The organism is Owenweeksia hongkongensis DSM 17368 (assembly GCF_000236705.1).
GTDB classification, from domain to species: Bacteria; Bacteroidota; Bacteroidia; order Flavobacteriales; family Schleiferiaceae; genus Owenweeksia; species Owenweeksia hongkongensis.
Genome location: NC_016599.1, coordinates 1059419 through 1079635 on the forward strand (window position 1 = coordinate 1059419; position 20217 = coordinate 1079635).

The window sequence follows — 20217 nt, forward strand, 5'->3', positions numbered from 1 at the left end:
TTCTTTTACCAATCAATTGGTTTATAGTCTTTCAAAAACTTACCACACCAATGTTTACCTGTGTTTATTCCATCAAATAACGGATCCATCACACGAGCCGCACCATCCACTATATCAAGTGGTGGTTGAAAATCATGTATCTCTTCTTTTTTCCTTGCTAGTTCAGCAGGATCCTCATCAGTTACCCAGCCTGTATCTACAGCATTCATATAAATGCCATACCTGGCAAAATCAGATGCGGCAGTGTGCGTCATCATATTGAGGGCCGCCTTGGCCATATTGGTATGCGGATGGCGATCTTCCTTGTGCCAACGGTGAAACTTACCTTCCATAGCTGACACATTTATAATGTGCTTAATGCCTGTGTTTTCTTTCTTCATCAAATCAGCTAATCGATTGCACAATACAAATGGAGCAACAGAATTCACCAATTGTACTTCCAGCATTTCGGTGGTGTTTATCTCACCAAGCTTCAATCTCCAACTGTTGGTTTTTCGCAAATCTACCTGTTGCAAATCTGCGTCAAGCTTTCCTTGCGGGAATACCTCCTCAGGTGTCAATGAATTATCGATACTGTATGGAATTTGAGACAATTTAGCCGAAGAGCTAAGCCCCACGCCCAATTGCTTTCCGTGCCAACTTACCGGGAGGTTTTTGCTTTGCCCTTCTTCAAAACCAGAGCTCAAGGCACGAAGCTCTTTTAAACAAACATCGTGATCCTTTAATAGATCTTTTGCATACTTTGGAAGCTCTGCAAAGTCACGCTCCTCATTTGGCATAAGGTGAGCATAAAACCCAGCTGGACGCCTCACCGTTTGAGCAGCATTATTTATAAGTATATCTAAGCGATCATATTGCTGCTCTATAAAGTTGCAGAAGATTTCCACACTTGGAATATGTCTCAAATCCAGACCATGAATTTTAAGTCGATGCCCCCATTTGGTAAAATCAGCTTCTTGTGAAAATCGCAAAGCTGAATCTACAGGAAAACGCGTGGTGGCAATTACCGTAGCACCAGCCCTGAGCATCATCAAAGTGATGTGGTAACCAATCTTAAGTCGTGAACCAGTAACCAAGGCTACTTGCCCAGTTAAGTCTGCCGTTTGGAAACGTTTGGCATAATTAAAATCGCCACACTCCTTACACATGGTGTCATAAAAGTGGTGTAACCTCTTGTACTCGGCCTTACATACATAGCAGTTTCGTGGTGATTCCAAGTCCACCTCTTTCTCGGCAATATGCTCTGCTGTAAGATCAATCATTGTAGGCGCTGTAAACACTACAGCCTCACGTGCACTTCTTATACCAGTGGCATTTCTAGCGTGCTTATCTTTTTCCCTAAGCTTGCGCTTTTCGGCTTTCTTAGCTTCTTTTTTACGTCTTGCAAACTCCTCACGACTAGGCCTTGAAAGTAAACCTGCAGCCATCAGTAAAGCCAATCGCTTGTCTTTGGGAATTTCAAAAATCTGATTGGTATCTGCATTCAAAGTTTCCAATACAGATATACATTGAAGTATTTGCTCCTCAGTGAGTTTCTCCAACTCACCCTCCTTCCTATTATTCGTCATTCTTCTACTAGAATTGAGCGGCAAAAGTAGGGATATAAAACATGCTTTCTTTTAGAGATTTATGCCACCTGAAAATTGATTTCTTTCATAGATGGATACCAGAATTTAAAAATTTTGCGCAAGCAATAAAGTTTTATCTTCAACCTTTAGCCCTGTTTTGAGTTATCACATAAACACTTCACTTGAAAATACTTGTACGCGTTTCACTTATTATCGTTGGCATCTTTCTTCTGCTATGGTTGGCCTTTGCCATTTTTGCGGAGCCTTTTATAAAAAAGACTATTGAAGAAAAACTTACCTACTACCAAGAGGATTCCGTAAGTATTGGCGCGGTAAATATTCAATTCTTTCCCATTGGTTTAAAGTTAAAAGACGCCCATTTCAAGCTACACATCTCAAAAGATAGTCTCTTAATAAATTGGGCAGGAGCCATCAGTTATGCCCAAGTAGGTGGTATAGATTGGATGAAAGCCTGGAAGGAAAATATTTGGGATGTAAAATCAATAAAAATTGGTGAGGGTGCGGTACATTGGAAAGTGCAAAAGTACATCGCCCAAGACTCTGAGAGGTTTTCTAGCTCGGGAAAAGCTGAAAGCCCCGACATCATTCTTCGAAACACAAATGTGGAGCTACTCGATTTAAAATTTGAGAAGGATTCCCTAGTTATAAACCTTGAAACATCTCTTAACCTTGATAGTCTTAGTATTTCCCGTAAGGATAGTATGCAATGGCATTTAGCGCGTGTACAACTTCATTCAGAAGATGCCCTTTTTGAAAATGTGGTTCCCGATTTTGATTTAGCTTATGATGCGTTGAATTATGATTCAAAGAGCAATCAATTAAAGATTGATGCTTTTATAATGAAGCCACGAATCACGGCAGAAGAGTTTTCTAAAAAGTATCCTTTCAGAAAAGTACAGCCCGATATTTACATGTCATCTATAACGGTCAGTGACCTTAATATCAATGAGCTTCATAATGGTATTTTTGCTTCCAAAGTAGTGTTGGATAGCTGTGACTTTTCTATTTACCAAGACCTTCGCAAGGAGCGTGAAAACGTTCGTAAACCCTTGCCTTCAGAGCTTGTCGCAAATATTCCTATTCCTGTAAATATAGACTCGCTTATTTTACAAAGAGCATTTTTACATTATCATCATACCTCAAAGAAACCTGAGCTCGGGCAAGCCGCACTAGAGGTAGATGAACTTACGCTAAAGGTTTTTCCCATCAACAATATTGGTCACCCCAATAGTGCTGAAGTAAACATTGAGGGAACTGCTCGTCTGCAAAAAGAGGCTGCCGTAAGTATTGACGCCATTTTATTTGCCGATAAAACCCATCACGATTTTGAGGTGAAACTCTCTATGAAACCCACATCAATTGCGGCATTCAATAGCATCCTCTACCCTACTACAGGAGTAAAAGTAGAAGAAGGACAATGCACAGGTGCTCGGGTTCACATGAGCGGCAATGACTTTAGCATACGCGGAGATTTAGATATTGCTTATACTGATTTAAAGGTAAGCTTAGCACCTGGCAATAAGGATAGCTGGAAATTTATGAACAAAGTAAAATCAGGATTGGGAAATTGGGCTTTAGTTAATACCAACTCTACCTATGCATCGGATGGGGGGAAGATATATTTCGAACGTCCGGCAAAAGAACCCTTCGTCAACTTTTGGTGGAAAGGCATACAAAGCGGGCTGCTTGACGCCATCGTAAAAGTAGATTTGCCACTATAAAAAAAACCCACAAAACCTAAGTCTTGCGGGCCTGATTTATGTAAAAACAGATTTTCTAATAGCTCATCTCCACAATTTTGGCTACATCGTCCGGAGCTAAATTTTTGTTCTCGCCAATTCCTGTCATTCCGCGCTCGGTAAAACGCTCAGCAATAAACTCTGCAGTTCCTCTGTAATCTTCAGTATATTCCGAAAGCTTGGTTTTAATACCCAAAGACTGGTAGAAATCTTCAATGTGATTGATTGCGGCACGGGCTTTTTCCTGAGTATCTCCTTCTGTAACTCCCCATACGCGCTCTGCCATTTGAGCCAGCTTCTCCTTTTTCGTTTCTAAATTATAGGTGTACAAACTTTTAGTAATAATGGCCAAAGTACGTGCGTGGTCAATATTGTACAAAGCCGTAAGCTCATGGCCTATGGCGTGAATACTCCAATCAGTAGGCACTCCTTTTTGAATAAGACCATTTAAAGCCATTGTACAACTCCACATAAAATTAGCCGCAGCATCATAATCATTATTGTCCTTCATTATGGCCGGAGCAATCTCCACAAGTGTTTGCAAAATACCTTCTGCAAAGCGATCCTGAAGCAAAGCCTGTGCAGGATATGTTGTGTATTGTTCAAGCACATGAGTAAAGGCATCGGCCAATCCGTTGGCAATTTGCCTTTGCGGAATAGAATACACCACCTGTGGATCTAAAATGGAAAACTTTGGAAAGAGGCCTGGACCACCAATCGGAAGTTTAAGCTTCATTTCTCTACGGGTAATCACAGATCCAGAGTTCATTTCTGAACCCGTAGCTGGCAATGTAAGCACAGTACCAAAAGGCATTCCGTCTGTAACCGGTTTTTGGCGGGTTATCAAATCCCAAGGTGAATCGCCATCATATACCGCTGCTGCGGAAATAAATTTTGTACCGTCAATCACCGAACCACCACCAACAGCAAGCAGGTAAGTGATATTCTTCTCTTTTATAATGTCCAAAGCTTTTATCAAAACCTCATACTCCGGGTTTGGAGGAATACCGCCCATCTCATGCACTTCAAACTTTGAAAGTGCCTCTGTTACCTGATTATATATTCCGTTGGACTTTATACTTCCCCCTCCATACAGCATCAATACTTTAGCATTAGCGGGAATTTCATCTGCCAGCTTTTTGATCTGGTCTTTTCCGAAAATTATCTTGGTAGGATTCTGAAACTGAAAATCGTTCATATCTTATTTTTAGAATAGTTTGAAATGTTGGGAATGCCTAATTGCAAAACACAAAAACAGAACAAGCAAAGAGCGTGCTTGTTTTCCATATTTCGCATTATATAAAACTATGAAGGATTAGGAAAAAGAGATGACTCTAACGCTGATAATTGCTTCGGTTACGAGAATTTCCGCGAAGAATAAGATAAACTGCCGAACCTATTATTGGCAATAAAATAATAAGGACTATCCAAAGAAGTCGATTATTAGGTTCATGCTCATTTTTTAGCATTACTACAATTGCCCATACCGGTAATAATAGTAGAGATAAAAAGAATGCCAGGAGAATAATTTGCCAAATACCAATAATTCCGAGTAATGTCATGAGCTTAATTTATTTGAGATGTGGAAGATATAAAAACCAAAAAACCGCCTTGAATTTCTTCAAAACGGTTTTTCACAATCATGTCAATTAAAGCTTTTACTTACTTTTTCTCCAGTTTCACCAATGTGAGGTCTCGCACTCCGGTGAGGTACATAAAGTCGTTTTGATAGCCCCCTTTTGCGTCTTTGGTGATTTTGAAACCTGTGCCCAGCATCGGCTGCTCATCATCCAAATGGTACATCATGTATTTTCCGTTTTTCCATAGCTTTTGCAAAAAGTACATACCTACATCATATCCCTGAAAAGCGAATTGCGAAGGCTCAGCCTTATATTTCTCTCGGTAATCTTTTATAAAACTAATTGTCTTGGGATCATTGTAATCAATGTAGTTGGCATCAGGCATGCTAAGGTTTAGCTTATTCAAATAGTCCATCTCCAATGTCTGTATTTTCAGCAACTTAGAAGGCCCAATCACAGCGATGTCATAAGAGCGCATCAAGCGAAGATTGCTAATAAGATCGCTTAGAAACACCTGATCTTCTGAAAAGATAATCACCACATTCTGCTTACCCGGTGCCATCATATCCTTCAGTACGTTGCGCTCTATCAACTCTTTAGTAAAAGTAATATCGTCAATTCTATTACTATCCGCTCTTGGTAAAAGTCTTGCCCTTACTTGCTGCACGCTTTCTGCTTCCGAGCTACTGTAAGCAAATATTACACGTGCCTTAGCGTATTCAGTATTTAGCATATCCGCTATTACCTGCCCGGCTGCCGCATTTCCCGGGTTACACTTTATAAGGTTTGGTCTGCCAGCTACATCCACAGATTTACTCAATGGACTAATTACCGGTACATTTTGCTTACGCAAATCATCAGCTATGTATTCCACGTTTTTGTGAAATAATGGCCCAATCACCATATCAAAATTCTTCTGGCGATATTCCTTGCTCTTTTCCTGTAAATGGAACAAACTGTTCTTAGTGTCATACACATTCAAATCCAAATTCATTCCCTGCTTGGCCAAAGTATCGGCCGCCATCAGCAATCCATTGTAAAAATCAAGAGACACTTTTTGAGTACCTTCAATAGCAGATGAATTTTGAACAACTGTATCACTCACCACATTAAATGGAAGCATCAATCCCACCTTATAAGTTTTACTGGTATTCACCATAAGTGTATCCTCAAACTTCACTTCAGGCACTTGCGTAATCACCTCTCCACCCGTATTCAGGCTGTCTTTTCTGAATTTCTTATTATCGCTTGGTGCTTCAATAGGTGTAGTTTTTGTCTCTTTTGCAAAAAGTTTGTCCAGCCATTTTACATCTTCTGCCTTTCCATTTTGTGGAATAATAATGTACTTATCTACTTCAAGCCCGCGCTTAATTTCTGGATTTAATTTCTCCAGTTCCTCCTGACTTACATTGTAACGGCTTTTTAGGGAGTAAAAAGAATCTCCACTTTTTACTTTGTACAAGAAGTAGTTTTCATCTTCACCCTTTTGTGACGAACTATCGTTTACTGAGGCTATTTCTTTTCCTTCATCAGAGTTTAACCTTTCTGCTGGTTTTTCAACAATCGTTTCTTTTGGTGCCCTGTTTCCAGGAATATTAAGCTCCTGCCCTATTTGCAAACCTTCCTTTGCAGTAGGGTTTATTAGGTATAAACTATCTAAAGAAAGCTCATACTGACGACTGATGGAATAAGCCGTTTCAGTTTTCTTAACTACATGAATGTAGTACGCTTTCTGAGCTTGTTGTTGGGCTATCTCATCCTTTACTTCTTCGCGAGGTTCCGGAATTTTGATAACCATACCTACTTTCAATCCATCTTGCTCCAGTTCAGGGTTTAGCTTTTTAATATCGGCAATGCCTACATGGTACTGAATAGCCAAAGAGTATAAAGTTTCTCCAGGCTGTACAGTATGGGTTTTATCACCTGTATCTTTCTTTTGAGTTGTTTCCTTTGGTGTAGCAGCCTTTGGGGGAATATTGAGTATCATTCCAGCTTTAAGGCCATCTGCCAATTGGGGATTATTCTTGCGAATATCGGCCACACTCACTCCGTATTCTTTAGCTATCGAATACAAGGTTTGCCCGGCTTTTACGGTATACGAGGTAAAGCCCGGACCAACGGTTTTTGTCGGTGCGGGCTCTTCGTTCTTCTTCATCAGCTCCTTTGGAATAAGAAGCTTGGTATTTAGGCGTAAGCCACTTTTTATTTCGGGATTGAATTTTTCGAGATCTTCTATGCTAATGTGATACTCCTTACTGATGCTGTACTTGGTATCCCCTTCTACTACATCGTGAAAAATATACTTATCCGATTGAGCAAAGCTGCCAATACTTATTAGCGATAAAAAAACTATAAACAAAAAACTTCTGATCATTCCCATTCTATTGTAGCTGGTGGCTTAGAGCTAATGTCATACACCACTCTGTTTACACCTTTAACGCGGTTTATTATTTTATTGGATATCTCTGCCAAAAATTCATACGGTAAATGTACCCAATCAGCTGTCATACCATCGGTAGACTCTACTGCGCGTAACGCTACTACATTCTCATAAGTTCGTTCATCTCCCATCACCCCAACTGATTGCACGGGTAGCAACATTGCTCCTGCCTGCCATACATCATCATATAACCCGTGGTCTTTTAGGCCTTGTATAAAAATATGATCTACCTCCTGGAGCACTCGTACTTTCTCCTTGGTAATTTCTCCAATAATACGAATGGCCAATCCCGGGCCCGGGAAAGGGTGTCGGCCCAAAAGCTCATCATCAATGCCTAATGCTTTACCTACACGTCTTACCTCATCCTTAAATAAGGATTTCATAGGCTCCACTACCTGTAATTTCATAAAGTCAGGAAGTCCGCCCACATTGTGGTGTGACTTAATAGTAGCAGAAGGTCCACCGTTTACAGAAACAGATTCTATCACATCAGGATAAATAGTTCCTTGTGCCAACCACTCTACATTGGTGATCAATGAAGCCTCATCATCAAATACCTCAATGAATTTTCGGCCAATAGTTTTTCTCTTTATTTCAGGGTCTGCTATTCCTTCAAGTGCATTCAAGAAACGATCAGAAGAATCAACACCTTTAATATTAAGGCCCATCTCCTTATACTGCTCCAATACATTTTCAAATTCGTCTTTGCGAAGCACACCATTATTTACAAAGATGCAATGCAACCTATCACCAATAGCTTCTGAAAGCAATACAGCGGTAACGGTGCTATCTACACCACCACTAAGCCCAAGCACTACATGATCTTTACCTAGCTTTTTGCGCATCTTCTCAATTGTATCTTCTACAAAAGAAATAGGTGTCCAATCCTGTACACACCCGCAAATGCCAACGGTAAAGTTTTCTAATAGTTTAAGACCATCCTTACTGTGGTATACCTCCGGGTGAAACTGAATACCATAAGTAGTTTCGCCTTCAATTTTATATGCTGCCGCTTCCACATCTGCAGTGCTGGCAATAAGCTTATAACCTTCCGGCATTTGCTTAATGGTATCTCCGTGGCTCATCCAAACCTGTGAGCCCATTGGCATACCCGTCATCAATGGCGATTGCTCATCAATAAACTTCAAATTGGCACGACCATACTCACGCGAATCAGAAGCTTCCACTTTTCCACCAAAAGCCTGCACCATGTACTGTGCACCATAGCACACACCAAGTAGTGGCAGTTTACCTTTGATTTCTTCAAGCTCCAATTTTGGAGAATCATCATCACGCACCGAAGCAGGGCTTCCGCTAATGATTACCCCTTTCATAGCAGGGGTAAGTTTTGGTGCATTGTTATACGGATGGATTTCGCAGTATATATTCAACTCACGAACTCTGCGCGCAATAAGCTGCGTGTATTGCGATCCGCAGTCTAAAATCAGGATCATTTCTTGCATGGGCGCAAAGGTAAATCGTTTTTTGAAGCTACCGATTACTCAGGCTACTTTGATTTTTAACATTTTATTAAAATTCCTAACCAACGGAAAACCTTTTATAATCAAGCATTCAGGAATATTATTACTTTTGAGACAATCTAAACATCAAAAATCGCTATTAAAATGAAAGCACTAAAAGTTATTCTAATCATCATTGCTGTCCTCTTTGGGGGGTACTGCATCTGGATGGCAACACTACCCACTGAATACGACATGGAAAGAACAGCAGTAATTGATGCTGAACCCGAAGTAGTATTTACAGAAGTAAACACCCTTACTGAATGGCCAAAATGGAGCCCTTGGTATAAAATTGATACTACTGCCGAATACGAATATTCTGATGTAGTAACCGGTGAAGGTGCATATTACACATGGAGCAGCACTGATGGAAACATGGGATCAGGAAAATACACTAACACCACGGTGGTGCCCAACGAAGAAATCGTTTACACGATGGAATTTGAAGGAATGGGTGGTTCTGAAGGTTACTGGAACTTTGAACCTGTGGAGGATTCAAGAACAAAAGTTACCTGGGGTTTTCATACCGAGTTTGACTTCTTCAGTAGAGTATGGGGCGTATTTATGGACGATATGCTTGGAGCACAATTTGAAGAGGGGCTTGATAACCTTAAATCCGTTTCTGAAAACATGCCCAAGAAAGAGGCTTCCCCTGCAGCCGATATTTCAGTTACTCAGGTAGAATCTATGCCGTACTACGGAATTACTGACGAAGTAAGCTGGGCTGATATGGGTTCAGACTTTTTTGCTGAGCGCTATGGTGCTTTAGCTACCTATTTGGGAGAAGACATGAAGAATACTCTTAGCGCTCCATTTGCTATTTACCATGTATGGGACGAAGAAAACAAAATGGCAAAAGTGGAAGTAGCTATTGCTACAACCTCTACCAAACCAGGAAACGACCGCATCAAAAAAGGAAATACTTACGCTGGTACTGTTGTAAAAGGTGTTCACCTTGGTGCATATGACAAAACCGGAGATTTACACATGGCTCTGTATGAATATGTTGGCAACAACAATTATGAAATGGCAGGTTCTCCATGGGAATCTTACGTAACTGATCCAGGCACCGAGCCTGATACCGCTAAGTGGGTTACTGAAATTTACTATCCGGTAATGCAAAGCAGCACAGCTACTGCTGAATAAATAAAGGAATTGTTAAATCTTACAAAAGCCCTCTGTTTTCAGAGGGCTTTTGTTGTTTATGGACATAGGTAATCTTACCTTTTTCGCCTCTTAGCGTAAACCTTCAAATCTCTTTTGGCGTTTATCCTTTTCAAAATTCAACAATCAACAAGAATCCTATTTTGACACTTTTCGAAAGATTTAATAATATAAGGCAGCATACCGAAAAGCTTATGAGTCCCCTTTCGGTAGAAGACCACCTTTCGCAACCCATTACAGATGTAAGCCCACCCAAGTGGCATTTGGGGCATACCACCTGGTTTTTTGAAACATTTATACTCGCTAAGTTTAAGCAGAACTATGAGGTATTCGACCCTAATTTCAATTTCCTCTTTAACTCTTATTACGAATCTGTAGGTAAGCGATTGCTGCGAGATATGCGTGGCACTATGACACGCCCTCCGCTGGAGCGTGTATATGAATACCGAAAATATGTAGATGTTCAGATGGAGCAATTCTTTGATGAGAACCCTCCTGCTGAAGCTTTGAAACTTTTAGAGCTTGGGCTAAATCATGAGCAACAGCATCAAGAATTATTTCTTACCGACTTCAAATATATTTTGGGAGTTCAGCCCTTTCATCCTGTTTACGATTCACATTTTAGCGAAAGCGAAACTGAACCGCACCAAACCTGGTTGGAGGTAGAGCCCGGGCTATATAAAATTGGTCATGACAGCGAACACTTTTGTTTTGACAATGAATTGAATGCTCATCGGGTTTACCTCAACCACTTTGAGATTTCGAGTAAGCTGGTGACCAATGGTGACTGGCTGAAATTCATAGAAGAAGGAGGCTATCAAAATTTTAAATACTGGCACTCCGAAGGCTGGGGCTGGGTAAATGATGAGCACATTGAAGCTCCATTATATTGGGAAAATATTGATGGTAAATGGCATCGCTTTTCTTTGGCAGGATTGGAAGAAGTAAACCCTGACGAGCCTGTTGCTCACATTTCATACTACGAAGCTTACGCTTACGCGGAATGGGCTGGAATGCGATTACCCACTGAAGCCGAATGGGAAATTGCTTCTGACCAATTTGATTGGGGACAGCGCTGGGAATGGACGGATTCGGCCTATCTACCCTACCCAGGTTTTAGCAAAGCTGAAGGTGCCGTGGGCGAATACAATGGTAAGTTTATGGTAGGCCAAATGGTATTGCGCGGAAGTTCAGTAGCCACCTCGCCACATCATAGCCGAAAAACGTACCGTAACTTTTTTCACCCGCACCTGCGCTGGCAATTTACAGGCCTAAGATTGGTAAAGTAAACGAGCTTATTTATGAAAACTAATATGTCATCTACCTTACCTAGCCATCACTATTTTATTGACTCCTTTACCAAAAATCAAAAACAACATTAACCTGTCTACCACTCAGCGATATGGATACCACCAAACATAAAATGACCAGTCAATTTGCCAAAGATGTGCACGAAGGATTGTCTGCTCCGCAAAAGTTTTTGTCATCACGATACTTTTATGATGCTACGGGCGACAAAATTTTTCAGCAGATAATGGCCATGCCCGAATACTATCTTACCAAATGCGAGTTTGAGATTTTCAATCAACAGAAAGATCAAATACTTTCAGCTATTAATCCGGGTTCTAAATTTAACTTGGTAGAACTTGGCGCTGGAGATGGATATAAAACCAAAATCCTACTTGAGCATTTTTTAAAACAAGAAGCCAACTTTGAATACTTTCCTGTTGACATTTCTGGAGATGTGTTGATGACCCTAAAAACTGACCTCAACGATCGTTTTCCACAACTAAAAGTTACCAACCTCAACTATGAGTATTTTGAAGCTCTTGAAAGGCTAAACGAATTGGACGATTCACCTAAGGTGATTTTATTTTTGGGAAGTAACATTGGCAACTTCACACCAGAAAGAGCACAATCGTTTTTTGAGAAACTAAATAAAGTGATGCGCCCGGGTGACAAACTTTTGAGTGGCATAGATTTAAAAAAAGACCCACACACCATTCTTGAAGCATACAATGACCCCACTGGTATTACACGCTCATTCAACCTAAATCTACTAAAGAGAATGAACCGCGAATTGGGGGCAAACTTTGTAATTGAAGATTGGGACCACTTCCCTACTTATGATCCTTTTACGGGCGAATGCAGGAGTTATTTGATGAGTTGTAAAAAACAAGATGTAACCATTGAAGCTACTGGTCACACCTACTCTTTTAGAGATTCTGAGCCGGTACACATGGAGATTTCACGGAAGTACAGATTAGATGAAATTGAAGACCTGGCCGGCAAAACAGGATTTGAAGTGAGCCAACATTTTACCGATAGTCGCGATTATTTTGTAGATAGCTTGTGGAATAAGGTGTAACAAGGTACCCCTACCTTTTATTTATCATTGCAAAAAGTATATTTGCCCGTAGCTCTATAGATTATCTAAAAGCACGAGCAAGTATGTCTCCATTTTTTCTTATCAGTAATATTCACGCTTATACCACTAGAGTAACACAGGATGTAGCTAGGGCTTGTAACTTATGCTTTTAGAGAATGGTATTTAGCAGTCCTATTTTCCTATTTCTCTTTTTACCACTGGTTTTTGCGGTGTATTTTTTGGCGCCTAAAAAACTTCGGAATGTTGTACTTCTAGTTTTTAGCTTAATATTTTACAGCTGGGGAGAAGGCAGATTGGTAATACTACTTTTACTTTCAGCACTTACAGACTTTTATTGTGGCCGCATCATACATTATGGTTACCGAAAGATAGGACTTACCATATCCTTGATTTTCAACCTTGCTATACTTGGCTATTTCAAATACCTCGATTTCACCTTTGATAACCTTTCTCGTATTGCTCAGTTCTTAGGGTTTGCTGAAGGGGTAATCCCTGATGTTGCCGGAGTAGCATTGCCCATTGGAATTAGTTTTTTCACTTTTCAAACTATGTCTTATACCATAGACGTATATCGTGGAAATGTAAAAGCTGACAACAACCTACTAAACTTTGCCACTTATGTGTGCCTGTTTCCGCAACTTGTAGCTGGGCCCATTGTAAGATATTCTGATATTAGCCATCAGCTCAATTTGCGAATTATTAGTAGTGACAAATTTGCCGATGGCTGCGAACGATTTATTATTGGCTTAGCCAAAAAGGTGCTTATCGCAAATTCATTTGCAGCCATTGCTGATGATATTTTTAAGCAAAACCTACAGGATCTTTCTACTCCTTATGCCTGGCTAGGAATTTTGGCGTATACCTTTCAAATTTATTTTGACTTTTCTGGATATTCTGATATGGCTATTGGTCTGGGTAAAATGCTTGGTTTTGATTTTCCTGAAAACTTTAATTACCCCTATATCTCAAAAAGCATTAGGGAATTTTGGCGCAGATGGCATATATCACTTTCCACATGGTTTAGAGATTACGTTTACATTTCATTAGGTGGAAACCGAAAAGGAAATGTGCATACTTACATTAATCTGCTTATTGTGTTTTTTGTAACGGGGCTATGGCATGGTGCCAGCTGGAACTTTGTGATTTGGGGATTATTCCATGGCTTTTTTATGATAATAGAACGAATGGGGTTTGGGAAAAGCTTATCCAAAATTCCTGTTATTTTACAAAGATTATACACTCTTGTGATAGTAATTGTAGGTTGGGTATTTTTTAGAGCCGAAACACTTTCTGAAGCTTTGACATATGTTAAAACCATGTTTATATATACTTCAGGAAATTCTGCTTTAAGTAGCTATTTAAGCTTCTTTCACATAAATCTACATACCCTCTTTGCGGTGTTTTTTGCAGTGCTTTTCTCCACACCATTTTATCCTAAAGCTGAAAAATTCTTTACTCGAAAAAAGCTCTCATGGTTTAGACCAATCGCATTACTTCTTTTGTTCATAACCACCATTATCTACTTAGGTGCGGGCACTTACAATCCATTTATCTACTTTAAATTTTAGATGGAAAAAAAACTTGTCATATTAGGCTTCATTGCCATCTTAACTATTCCATTTATACTTTTCATATTTGGAATAAGGCCTGAATTTGAAAATACTGAAAACCGAAGACTAACCCCCAAACCACAATTTGGGTGGACTTCCAAAGAATCTAAAGGCACTTTACAAAACGCTCAAAACTTATCTGCAGAATTAGGTAAGTATTTTGAAGATTTTGACGCTTATTATAATGATCACTTTGCGTTCAAACCAATATTGTTCACAACCTACTACCAGCTACAGACTAAAGTTTTTCATACCAACCCCATTCCTCAAAAAGTAGTTAAAGGAAATGAAGGGTGGTACTTTTTAGGGAATCTATATTCCAATGTGATAGCAGAATCAAAAGGTATTTCCAACTTTAGCCAAAAAGAACTCAGCCGCATAAAAGAAAATATGGAAAATAATGCTCGCTGGCTTAAGCAGTATAACATAGAATATTATGTAGCCGTTGCGCCAAATAAACACACTATTTATGGTCAGTTTCTTCCCATAGCACAAGGCAATTTGCAAACTAAGTTAAGCCAAGTCAAAGAGATGCTTTCCAAAACGAAAATCAATTTTGTTGATTTATCTGAGAATTTAAAAGATCATCTTAATCAAAAATTATATGATAAAACTGGCTCTCACTGGAATGATCTTGGCGGTTATTATGGCTATACAGCCCTTATGGATAAGATAAGTACCCAATTCCCTACAGTAGAACCAATTGGCCCAAAGGACTTTACCATAGTGGACGATACAGTTAATCAAGAAGACCTGACCAGAATGCTTGCTATAGAGACTATAGAGCATCAACCTTTCTTGAAAATGAATAACCCTTGTGCCATACAAATTGACAACAAGCTGCCTATCCCTGCAAAGCACAAAGGTCCGGCAGAAAAGTATGAGCATCGATATTCTTGTCCTGATAAGTCATTTAAGGTTCTTGTTTTTAGAGATTCATTTGCAAAAGCCCTAATACAACCAATTGCAGAAACCTTTGGGGAATCTTTATTTATTCGATTTCATGATTTTGACAAAGATTTAATACTAGAAGAAAAGCCAGACCTTGTGATTTATGAAATTGTAGAAAGAGATATTGACGTTCTTTTGCGTCAATAAACCACCCAATGATAGTTTAAAGAGTCACATGAAAAAATCCCATTTGAACTACATAATGCACATTCCCAAAACTGCAGGCATGAGCTTGCAGTATTTGGCACGAAGGCAACATAAAGCAATTGGTGCTCTAGAGTTGATTTATACTCTTGAAAAGCAGCAAAAGGGATTTGAAAACCGCCCAGAACTTCAAACCGTAATGGGACATTTCAGATATGGTATTCACAGGTTTTCAAATAGGCCAGCATATTACTTCACCTATTTGCGAAACCCTATTGACCATGTGATTTCGCATTATCAATACACCAAAGATTTTCCGGAGAAGTTTGAGTTTTTACCAAAAGAATCACAAAGCATTATTGACTTTGCAAAAGGCCCTTATGGTAATAATTTACAATCCCGCTTTATTTCAGGTATCACCAAGCACGACACAGATTTACAGGTAATTTTAGAAACTGCAAAAGCCAACCTTAACCAATTTGAAGTAGTAGGAATTACCGAAGAGTTTGACCTTTCTTTACTAATGATGGCCAAAGCTCTAAACTGGAAAACGCTTTACTACACCCGCATGAATGATGGCAAGACCAAGAAAAAGGAACCTTATCCCAGCCCCGAAGTCATTCAGGAACTTGAAGAAATTTTGAAATACGACATCGAGCTTTATAAGCTCGGCCTTCAGATCTTTGAAAAACAAAGGCAAGCCAATCTTGATTTAGTGAAAAAGCTTCCACAGTTTCAGCGAATGAATAGCTATTTCCAGCAGCTCAACCCTACTTATATTAAGTTTAAAAAAGTGTTTGGGTTGGTTAAGTAGATTTCTTAAAACCGGCAGCCAAGGTAAAAAGCAAACTAAGCACCACTACCGCCACACAACCAATCACATTGTACCATAGGTATTCCACTTCATATTTTACAAAAAATGGAATCTCGTACACTCTACCAAAGTGAATGAGTAAAACAAAAGCTTCGGCAATAAGTGCACTATAAAACACCGCATTTCCTTTTACTTTTTTGATAAAGAAGGCTACCACAAAAATGCCTAGAATAGTCCCATAAAATAGCGAACCGAGCACATTCACCATTTCAATAAGGTTGTCAAACAAGGTTGCAGTTAGGGCAAATCCTATGGCTAGACAGCCCCACAGTACCGTCAGTATTTTTGACATCCACACTTGGTGCTTTTCAGAAGCTTCTCTATTAAAAAGCCTACGGTAAAAATCTACGGAAGTAGTGGTTGCCAAGGCATTTAATTCACCAGCCGTAGAAGACATTGCCGCTGAGAAAATAAGGGCGATTATAAGTCCCACCACGCCTATTGGGAGGTAATCCATCACGAAAGTGAGGAACACATAATTGGTATCTTTTACTTTAAAATCAGGATTAGCTTCTAGCAATAAACTCTTCACTTCATCACGGATTTCTCCATCACGAGCCACCACTTCTCTAAACTGCTCTTTGGCCCGTGGGTCAGCATCGTTTTCCACAAAATTGTCACGCACCGTTTGAAGCTCTACAAAATGAGCATCGTACTTTGTTTCCAGGTCTTCCAGTTTCTCTTTGTACTCACTGCCACGTATGTTTTCAATGGCTGTTTTGTTAAAGAAAACTGGCGGCTGCACGTATAGATAAAACACAAAAACCAGCACTCCGGTGAAGAGGATAAAAAACTGCATCGGGATTTTGATGATCGCGTTGAACATCAAGCCCAATCGGCTTTCCTTAATATTTTTACCGGTAAGGTAACGCTGCACCTGGCTTTGGTCGGTGCCAAAATAGGAAAGCGCCAAAAACAAACCTCCCGTGAGGCCGCTCCATACCGTGTATCGTTCGTTTAGGTTAAAGTCAAAATCCAAAACTTCTAGCCTACCTACCGAGCCTGCAAGGTTCATGGCGGAGCCCATTTCTACAAAACCTCCAATTTTATAAATCAAAATCCCAAAGGCAACACCCATCCCCAAAAGGATAACACCCATTTGCCATTTCTGAGTGAGGCTCACCGCTTTGGTTCCACCGCTTACGGTGTAGATGATCACCAATACTCCAACAAAAACGTTTGTGAAATTTAGGTTCCAACCTAAAAGCGTGGAGAGAATAATTGCTGGCGCAAAAATGGTGAGACCAGCCGCTAAGCCGCGCTGCACCAAGAAAAGAAAGGCCGCCAACAAGCGTGTTTTTATATCAAATCGGTTTTCTAAATATTCATAAGCTGTGTAAACCTTGAGCCTGTAATAGATAGGAATAATGAAGGCCGAAATGATAATCAGGGCCAGTGGTAGACCAAAGTAAAATTGAACAAAGCGAAGGCCTTTTTCGTACCCAAGCCCAGGCGCACTAAGAAAAGTAATGGCACTAGCCTGTGTGGCCATCACCGAAAGCCCGATGGTAAACCAGCGCATCTCATTGCCTCCACGCAGGTAATCATCCACCGTTTGATTTTGGCGGGTTTTCCATACACCAAATCCCACTATGGCAAGCAGGGTACCAAAAAGCACTACCCAATCTAAAATACTCATGCGCTATAATGTGAGGTGATGAAATAAAAGACAATGAGCTGTAATACCAGAAAAATTAGTACAAAGGCATAGAGTTGTTTCCAACTTTTAAAGATTTTATTGCTGCTCATTATCGGCTTTATTTTGGTAACTCAATAAGTTGGCCAAAAGTCGATATGCTCCGGGAACTCCTGCCGGCAACTCTCTAAAAAAGGAAATTCCCGTGTACATAAATGCACCTTTACCGTAATTACCAATCAGCAAGCCACCTTCACGCATTGGCTCACCCTTATCATGCCAGCCAATTGGTGTTTCGTACTTATCATCCCATTTATTGGAAAAATACAAACCCCGTTCTTGTACCCAGTTTTCAAAGTCCTTGTCCGTAAGCTTGTTTGGAGAGTTCAGCACTGGGTTTTTAGCTCTTGTAAACTCCACCTTGGCATCTTCTTCAGTAACTCTATCTCTGCTAATTTCGAATGGGTATGGGCCGATATCATCACTCAGTAAGTCGCGAGAAGAAGTGTTGTACTGCACAATGTAATTTCCTCCATTCTGCACATAATTCATCAGTTTGTCTTTAGCCAAAGGCAACCACTCTTGCGTGTTATAAGCTCTAATTCCTGCAACAATACTTTTGTATTTTGAAAGATCATTCATCATGATTTCATCTTTCGTCAGCGTTTCCACTTTATAACCCATTAACTCAATAGCTTCAGCTACTTTGTCTCCAGCTCCGGGAATGTATCCAATAAGATCTCCATCCTTTTTTAGGTCAACTTTTATAAGATTTACCTGAGCTGGTTCAAATACCACGCGATCATCTATGTGGCTGTATTTTATTTCGGTAAGGTTAAGTGCCTCGCCTTCTCCATTTATCTGTATTCTCAGTGCGTCATTAGCGCTTTTATCTGTGGGTGAAACAGTAAGTACCACATTCTGAAAGTCTCCCCCTTCAGTATCCAACTTTATTTCTGATGGCTCCACATTCCATGATTGAGCAATTATTTGAAGACTCTTCACTTCTTTACCAAAAGTGCGAACCCCTAATACCAGTTGTTGCGGCTCATCATTCACAAAAATCATGTTCTCCAAATTTGGCGTTACCACAATTTGCGGCACTACAAACACAGGTTCAATAATTTCACCTTCCACTCTATCTGAATGTTTGTTTAAAATTGGTAAGGTCAAATCATAAGAATGGCCATCAATATCTACCGTAAGTCTTGCCTGAGGCAAAGGCTTGTATTCGGCCTTACCTCTCAACTTTTGATCATTTATTGTAAATAAATTTTGCCCGGGATTATTCAGCCAGTAAGGCTGAGAGATCTCCTCTGCAACTTTTACATTAATCTCCTTGCTCCAATTTTCATTTGCTGATAAAGCTTCACTCAAATCCGTTTTTTGACCTTCATAGTCCAGCGATTTCAACCTTACTTCTTGAGCTGAACGATTGATTGCTTCCAAGGTCCAACTAACATCCTCTCCAGGTGTTAGGTATAAATCATCACTCAATAATTCCGCATGCCACCCCAGTGAGGCAACAATAATTTCATTGAGCTGCTTTTTGAAGTATTCCTTTTGGGAGGCATCGTTTATTTTGTCCGCTTCAGCTAAAAGCTCAAACAAAGCTGGAAGACTTGCGCTAGGGTTGGTTACATCATAGTTTTCTAAAATACTTGCCAACTTTTTATCTCCAGTTTTAAAATCATAGCGCTCCCAGGTTTGGTTGATACCACTAAAAATATCTCCATCCGCCTTATCTCCTTCTAAGTATTGAAGATATTCTATAGTACTTCCGCGTGCCACCGAAACCCCAAATCCTTGACTCTTGTGCTGAGTTCGGCTATAAGAAGCTATTTCATTATAAGAAGCGCCAAGCAACGCATTATAACCTCCCACATCTACAGTTACATAATTGTCATCAGTAGCTGCAATTTTATCCAGATCTTTATTCCACCAATTGGAGGCATTCCAATAGATACGCTTTGGCTGCCAAGGCTCTACAAATTCTAATTGTTCAGGGAAGCTTTTAGGATCACCTGCAATTTTAAATGCTTCTATTCCAAGCATTGCAGATGCGGTGTGATGTCCATGTCCTCCTCTGCTATCTGGTGGAAAGCGGGTGATAATCACATCCGGACGATAGGTGCGAATAACCCACACCACGTCTGAAAGTATTTCTTCTTCACCCCATTTCTCCATGGTTTCGTCAGCGGTTTTACTATAGCCAAAATCTATTGCTCTACTGAAAAATTGTTCGCCACCATCCGTTTTTCGAGCTTGCATTAGCTCTTGTGAGCGAAGAACTCCCAATTTATTTCCCAGTTCGGTACCAATTAAATTCTGGCCACCATCTCCGCGAGTAAGCGATAGGTAAGCTGTACGAACGCCTTTTCCATTGTCCAGCCACGATATCATTCTGGTATTTTCATCATCAGGATGAGCTGCCAGGTAAAGCACTCGTGTAGGGTTTTGCAGCTTTTTTAGCTCATGCAAAATTTCACCTCCAGAAAGATCTTTTTGCCCAAAGGCAAAACCAACACTAATAAGGAATATAAACAGGGAAAGCTTTTTCATAAAAATAATTTGAACGCCA

Annotated in this window: 14 protein-coding genes; 7 read left to right on the plus strand and 7 right to left on the minus strand. The window is 40.0% G+C overall.

The window, feature by feature from the left end; translation table 11 throughout:
• Positions 1-5: 5 nt before the first annotated feature.
• Positions 6-1568, minus strand: a complete 1563-nt coding sequence (locus OWEHO_RS04825; RefSeq protein ID WP_014201347.1) for an SDR family NAD(P)-dependent oxidoreductase — start codon at positions 1566-1568, stop codon at positions 6-8.
• Between the two features lie 182 nt (positions 1569-1750).
• On the opposite strand from OWEHO_RS04825, the gene OWEHO_RS04830 reads away from it, so the two are divergent.
• Complete coding sequence (locus OWEHO_RS04830; RefSeq protein ID WP_014201348.1) at positions 1751-3310, plus strand: hypothetical protein; 1560 nt, start codon at positions 1751-1753, stop codon at positions 3308-3310.
• 55 nt (positions 3311-3365) lie between these two features.
• Here the strand turns inward: OWEHO_RS04830 and OWEHO_RS04835 are convergent, their stop codons facing one another.
• The 4 genes from OWEHO_RS04835 to guaA form a co-directional block, all read right to left on the minus strand.
• The gene (locus OWEHO_RS04835; protein ID WP_014201349.1) at positions 3366-4526 is read right to left on the minus strand and encodes an iron-containing alcohol dehydrogenase; all 1161 of its coding nucleotides are present in this window, start codon (positions 4524-4526) and stop codon (positions 3366-3368) included.
• Between the two features lie 136 nt (positions 4527-4662).
• The gene (locus OWEHO_RS18760) at positions 4663-4890 is read right to left on the minus strand and encodes a PLDc N-terminal domain-containing protein (protein ID WP_014201350.1); all 228 of its coding nucleotides are present in this window, start codon (positions 4888-4890) and stop codon (positions 4663-4665) included.
• Between the two features lie 100 nt (positions 4891-4990).
• Positions 4991-7282, minus strand: a complete 2292-nt coding sequence (locus tag OWEHO_RS04845) for a PBP1 and LysM peptidoglycan-binding domain-containing protein (protein WP_014201351.1) — start codon at positions 7280-7282, stop codon at positions 4991-4993.
• Positions 7279-8811 carry a glutamine-hydrolyzing GMP synthase gene (gene guaA, locus OWEHO_RS04850; RefSeq protein WP_014201352.1) on the minus strand — a complete coding sequence of 511 codons (1533 nt, stop codon included), beginning with the start codon at positions 8809-8811 and terminating at the stop codon, positions 7279-7281. Before guaA ends, OWEHO_RS04845 begins: the two co-directional genes overlap by 4 nt.
• A gap of 162 nt (positions 8812-8973) precedes the next feature.
• On the opposite strand from guaA, the gene OWEHO_RS04855 reads away from it, so the two are divergent.
• From OWEHO_RS04855 to OWEHO_RS04880, 6 genes are all read left to right on the plus strand, one after another.
• Positions 8974-10014 carry an SRPBCC family protein gene (locus OWEHO_RS04855; protein WP_014201353.1) on the plus strand — a complete coding sequence of 347 codons (1041 nt, stop codon included), beginning with the start codon at positions 8974-8976 and terminating at the stop codon, positions 10012-10014.
• A gap of 161 nt (positions 10015-10175) precedes the next feature.
• Positions 10176-11321 (plus strand): ergothioneine biosynthesis protein EgtB, encoded by a 1146-nt coding sequence (gene egtB, locus OWEHO_RS04860; RefSeq protein WP_014201354.1) that lies wholly within the window; start codon positions 10176-10178, stop codon positions 11319-11321.
• Positions 11322-11434: 113 nt separating this feature from the next.
• Entirely contained in the window at positions 11435-12400 is a 966-nt protein-coding gene (egtD, locus tag OWEHO_RS04865) for an L-histidine N(alpha)-methyltransferase (protein WP_014201355.1), read from the plus strand.
• 176 nt (positions 12401-12576) lie between these two features.
• Positions 12577-13989 (plus strand): MBOAT family O-acyltransferase, encoded by a 1413-nt coding sequence (locus tag OWEHO_RS04870; protein ID WP_014201356.1) that lies wholly within the window; start codon positions 12577-12579, stop codon positions 13987-13989.
• Positions 13990-15129, plus strand: a complete 1140-nt coding sequence (locus tag OWEHO_RS04875; protein ID WP_014201357.1) for an alginate O-acetyltransferase AlgX-related protein — start codon at positions 13990-13992, stop codon at positions 15127-15129. It begins immediately after the preceding gene.
• 28 nt (positions 15130-15157) lie between these two features.
• The gene (locus OWEHO_RS04880; protein ID WP_014201358.1) at positions 15158-15940 is read left to right on the plus strand and encodes a sulfotransferase family protein; all 783 of its coding nucleotides are present in this window, start codon (positions 15158-15160) and stop codon (positions 15938-15940) included.
• Here the strand turns inward: OWEHO_RS04880 and OWEHO_RS04885 are convergent.
• Both OWEHO_RS04885 and OWEHO_RS04890 read right to left on the minus strand, forming a co-directional pair.
• Positions 15933-17639: a sodium:solute symporter gene (locus OWEHO_RS04885; RefSeq protein ID WP_014201359.1), complete on the minus strand. Its 1707-nt coding sequence runs from the start codon at positions 17637-17639 to the stop codon at positions 15933-15935. The genes OWEHO_RS04880 and OWEHO_RS04885 overlap by 8 nt on opposite strands.
• Positions 17640-17735: 96 nt before the next feature.
• Positions 17736-20198, minus strand: a complete 2463-nt coding sequence (locus tag OWEHO_RS04890; RefSeq protein WP_014201360.1) for a PIG-L family deacetylase — start codon at positions 20196-20198, stop codon at positions 17736-17738.
• Positions 20199-20217: the final 19 nt, after the last annotated feature.

What these genes read in the sequence shown, in the direction of transcription:
- OWEHO_RS18760 (WP_014201350.1), bottom strand. Translation starts at nt 4,890, where the DNA reads ATGACATTACTCGGAATTATTGGTATTTGGCAAATTATTCTCCTGGCA.
- egtD (WP_014201355.1), top strand. Translation starts at nt 11,435, where the DNA reads ATGGATACCACCAAACATAAAATGACCAGTCAATTTGCCAAAGATGTG.
- OWEHO_RS04835 (WP_014201349.1), bottom strand. Translation starts at nt 4,526, where the DNA reads ATGAACGATTTTCAGTTTCAGAATCCTACCAAGATAATTTTCGGAAAA.
- guaA (WP_014201352.1), bottom strand. Translation starts at nt 8,811, where the DNA reads ATGCAAGAAATGATCCTGATTTTAGACTGCGGATCGCAATACACGCAG.
- OWEHO_RS04825 (WP_014201347.1), bottom strand. Translation starts at nt 1,568, where the DNA reads ATGACGAATAATAGGAAGGAGGGTGAGTTGGAGAAACTCACTGAGGAG.
- OWEHO_RS04885 (WP_014201359.1), bottom strand. Translation starts at nt 17,639, where the DNA reads ATGAGTATTTTAGATTGGGTAGTGCTTTTTGGTACCCTGCTTGCCATA.
- OWEHO_RS04855 (WP_014201353.1), top strand. Translation starts at nt 8,974, where the DNA reads ATGAAAGCACTAAAAGTTATTCTAATCATCATTGCTGTCCTCTTTGGG.
- OWEHO_RS04875 (WP_014201357.1), top strand. Translation starts at nt 13,990, where the DNA reads ATGGAAAAAAAACTTGTCATATTAGGCTTCATTGCCATCTTAACTATT.
- OWEHO_RS04880 (WP_014201358.1), top strand. Translation starts at nt 15,158, where the DNA reads ATGAAAAAATCCCATTTGAACTACATAATGCACATTCCCAAAACTGCA.
- OWEHO_RS04870 (WP_014201356.1), top strand. Translation starts at nt 12,577, where the DNA reads ATGGTATTTAGCAGTCCTATTTTCCTATTTCTCTTTTTACCACTGGTT.
- OWEHO_RS04890 (WP_014201360.1), bottom strand. Translation starts at nt 20,198, where the DNA reads ATGAAAAAGCTTTCCCTGTTTATATTCCTTATTAGTGTTGGTTTTGCC.
- OWEHO_RS04845 (WP_014201351.1), bottom strand. Translation starts at nt 7,282, where the DNA reads ATGATCAGAAGTTTTTTGTTTATAGTTTTTTTATCGCTAATAAGTATT.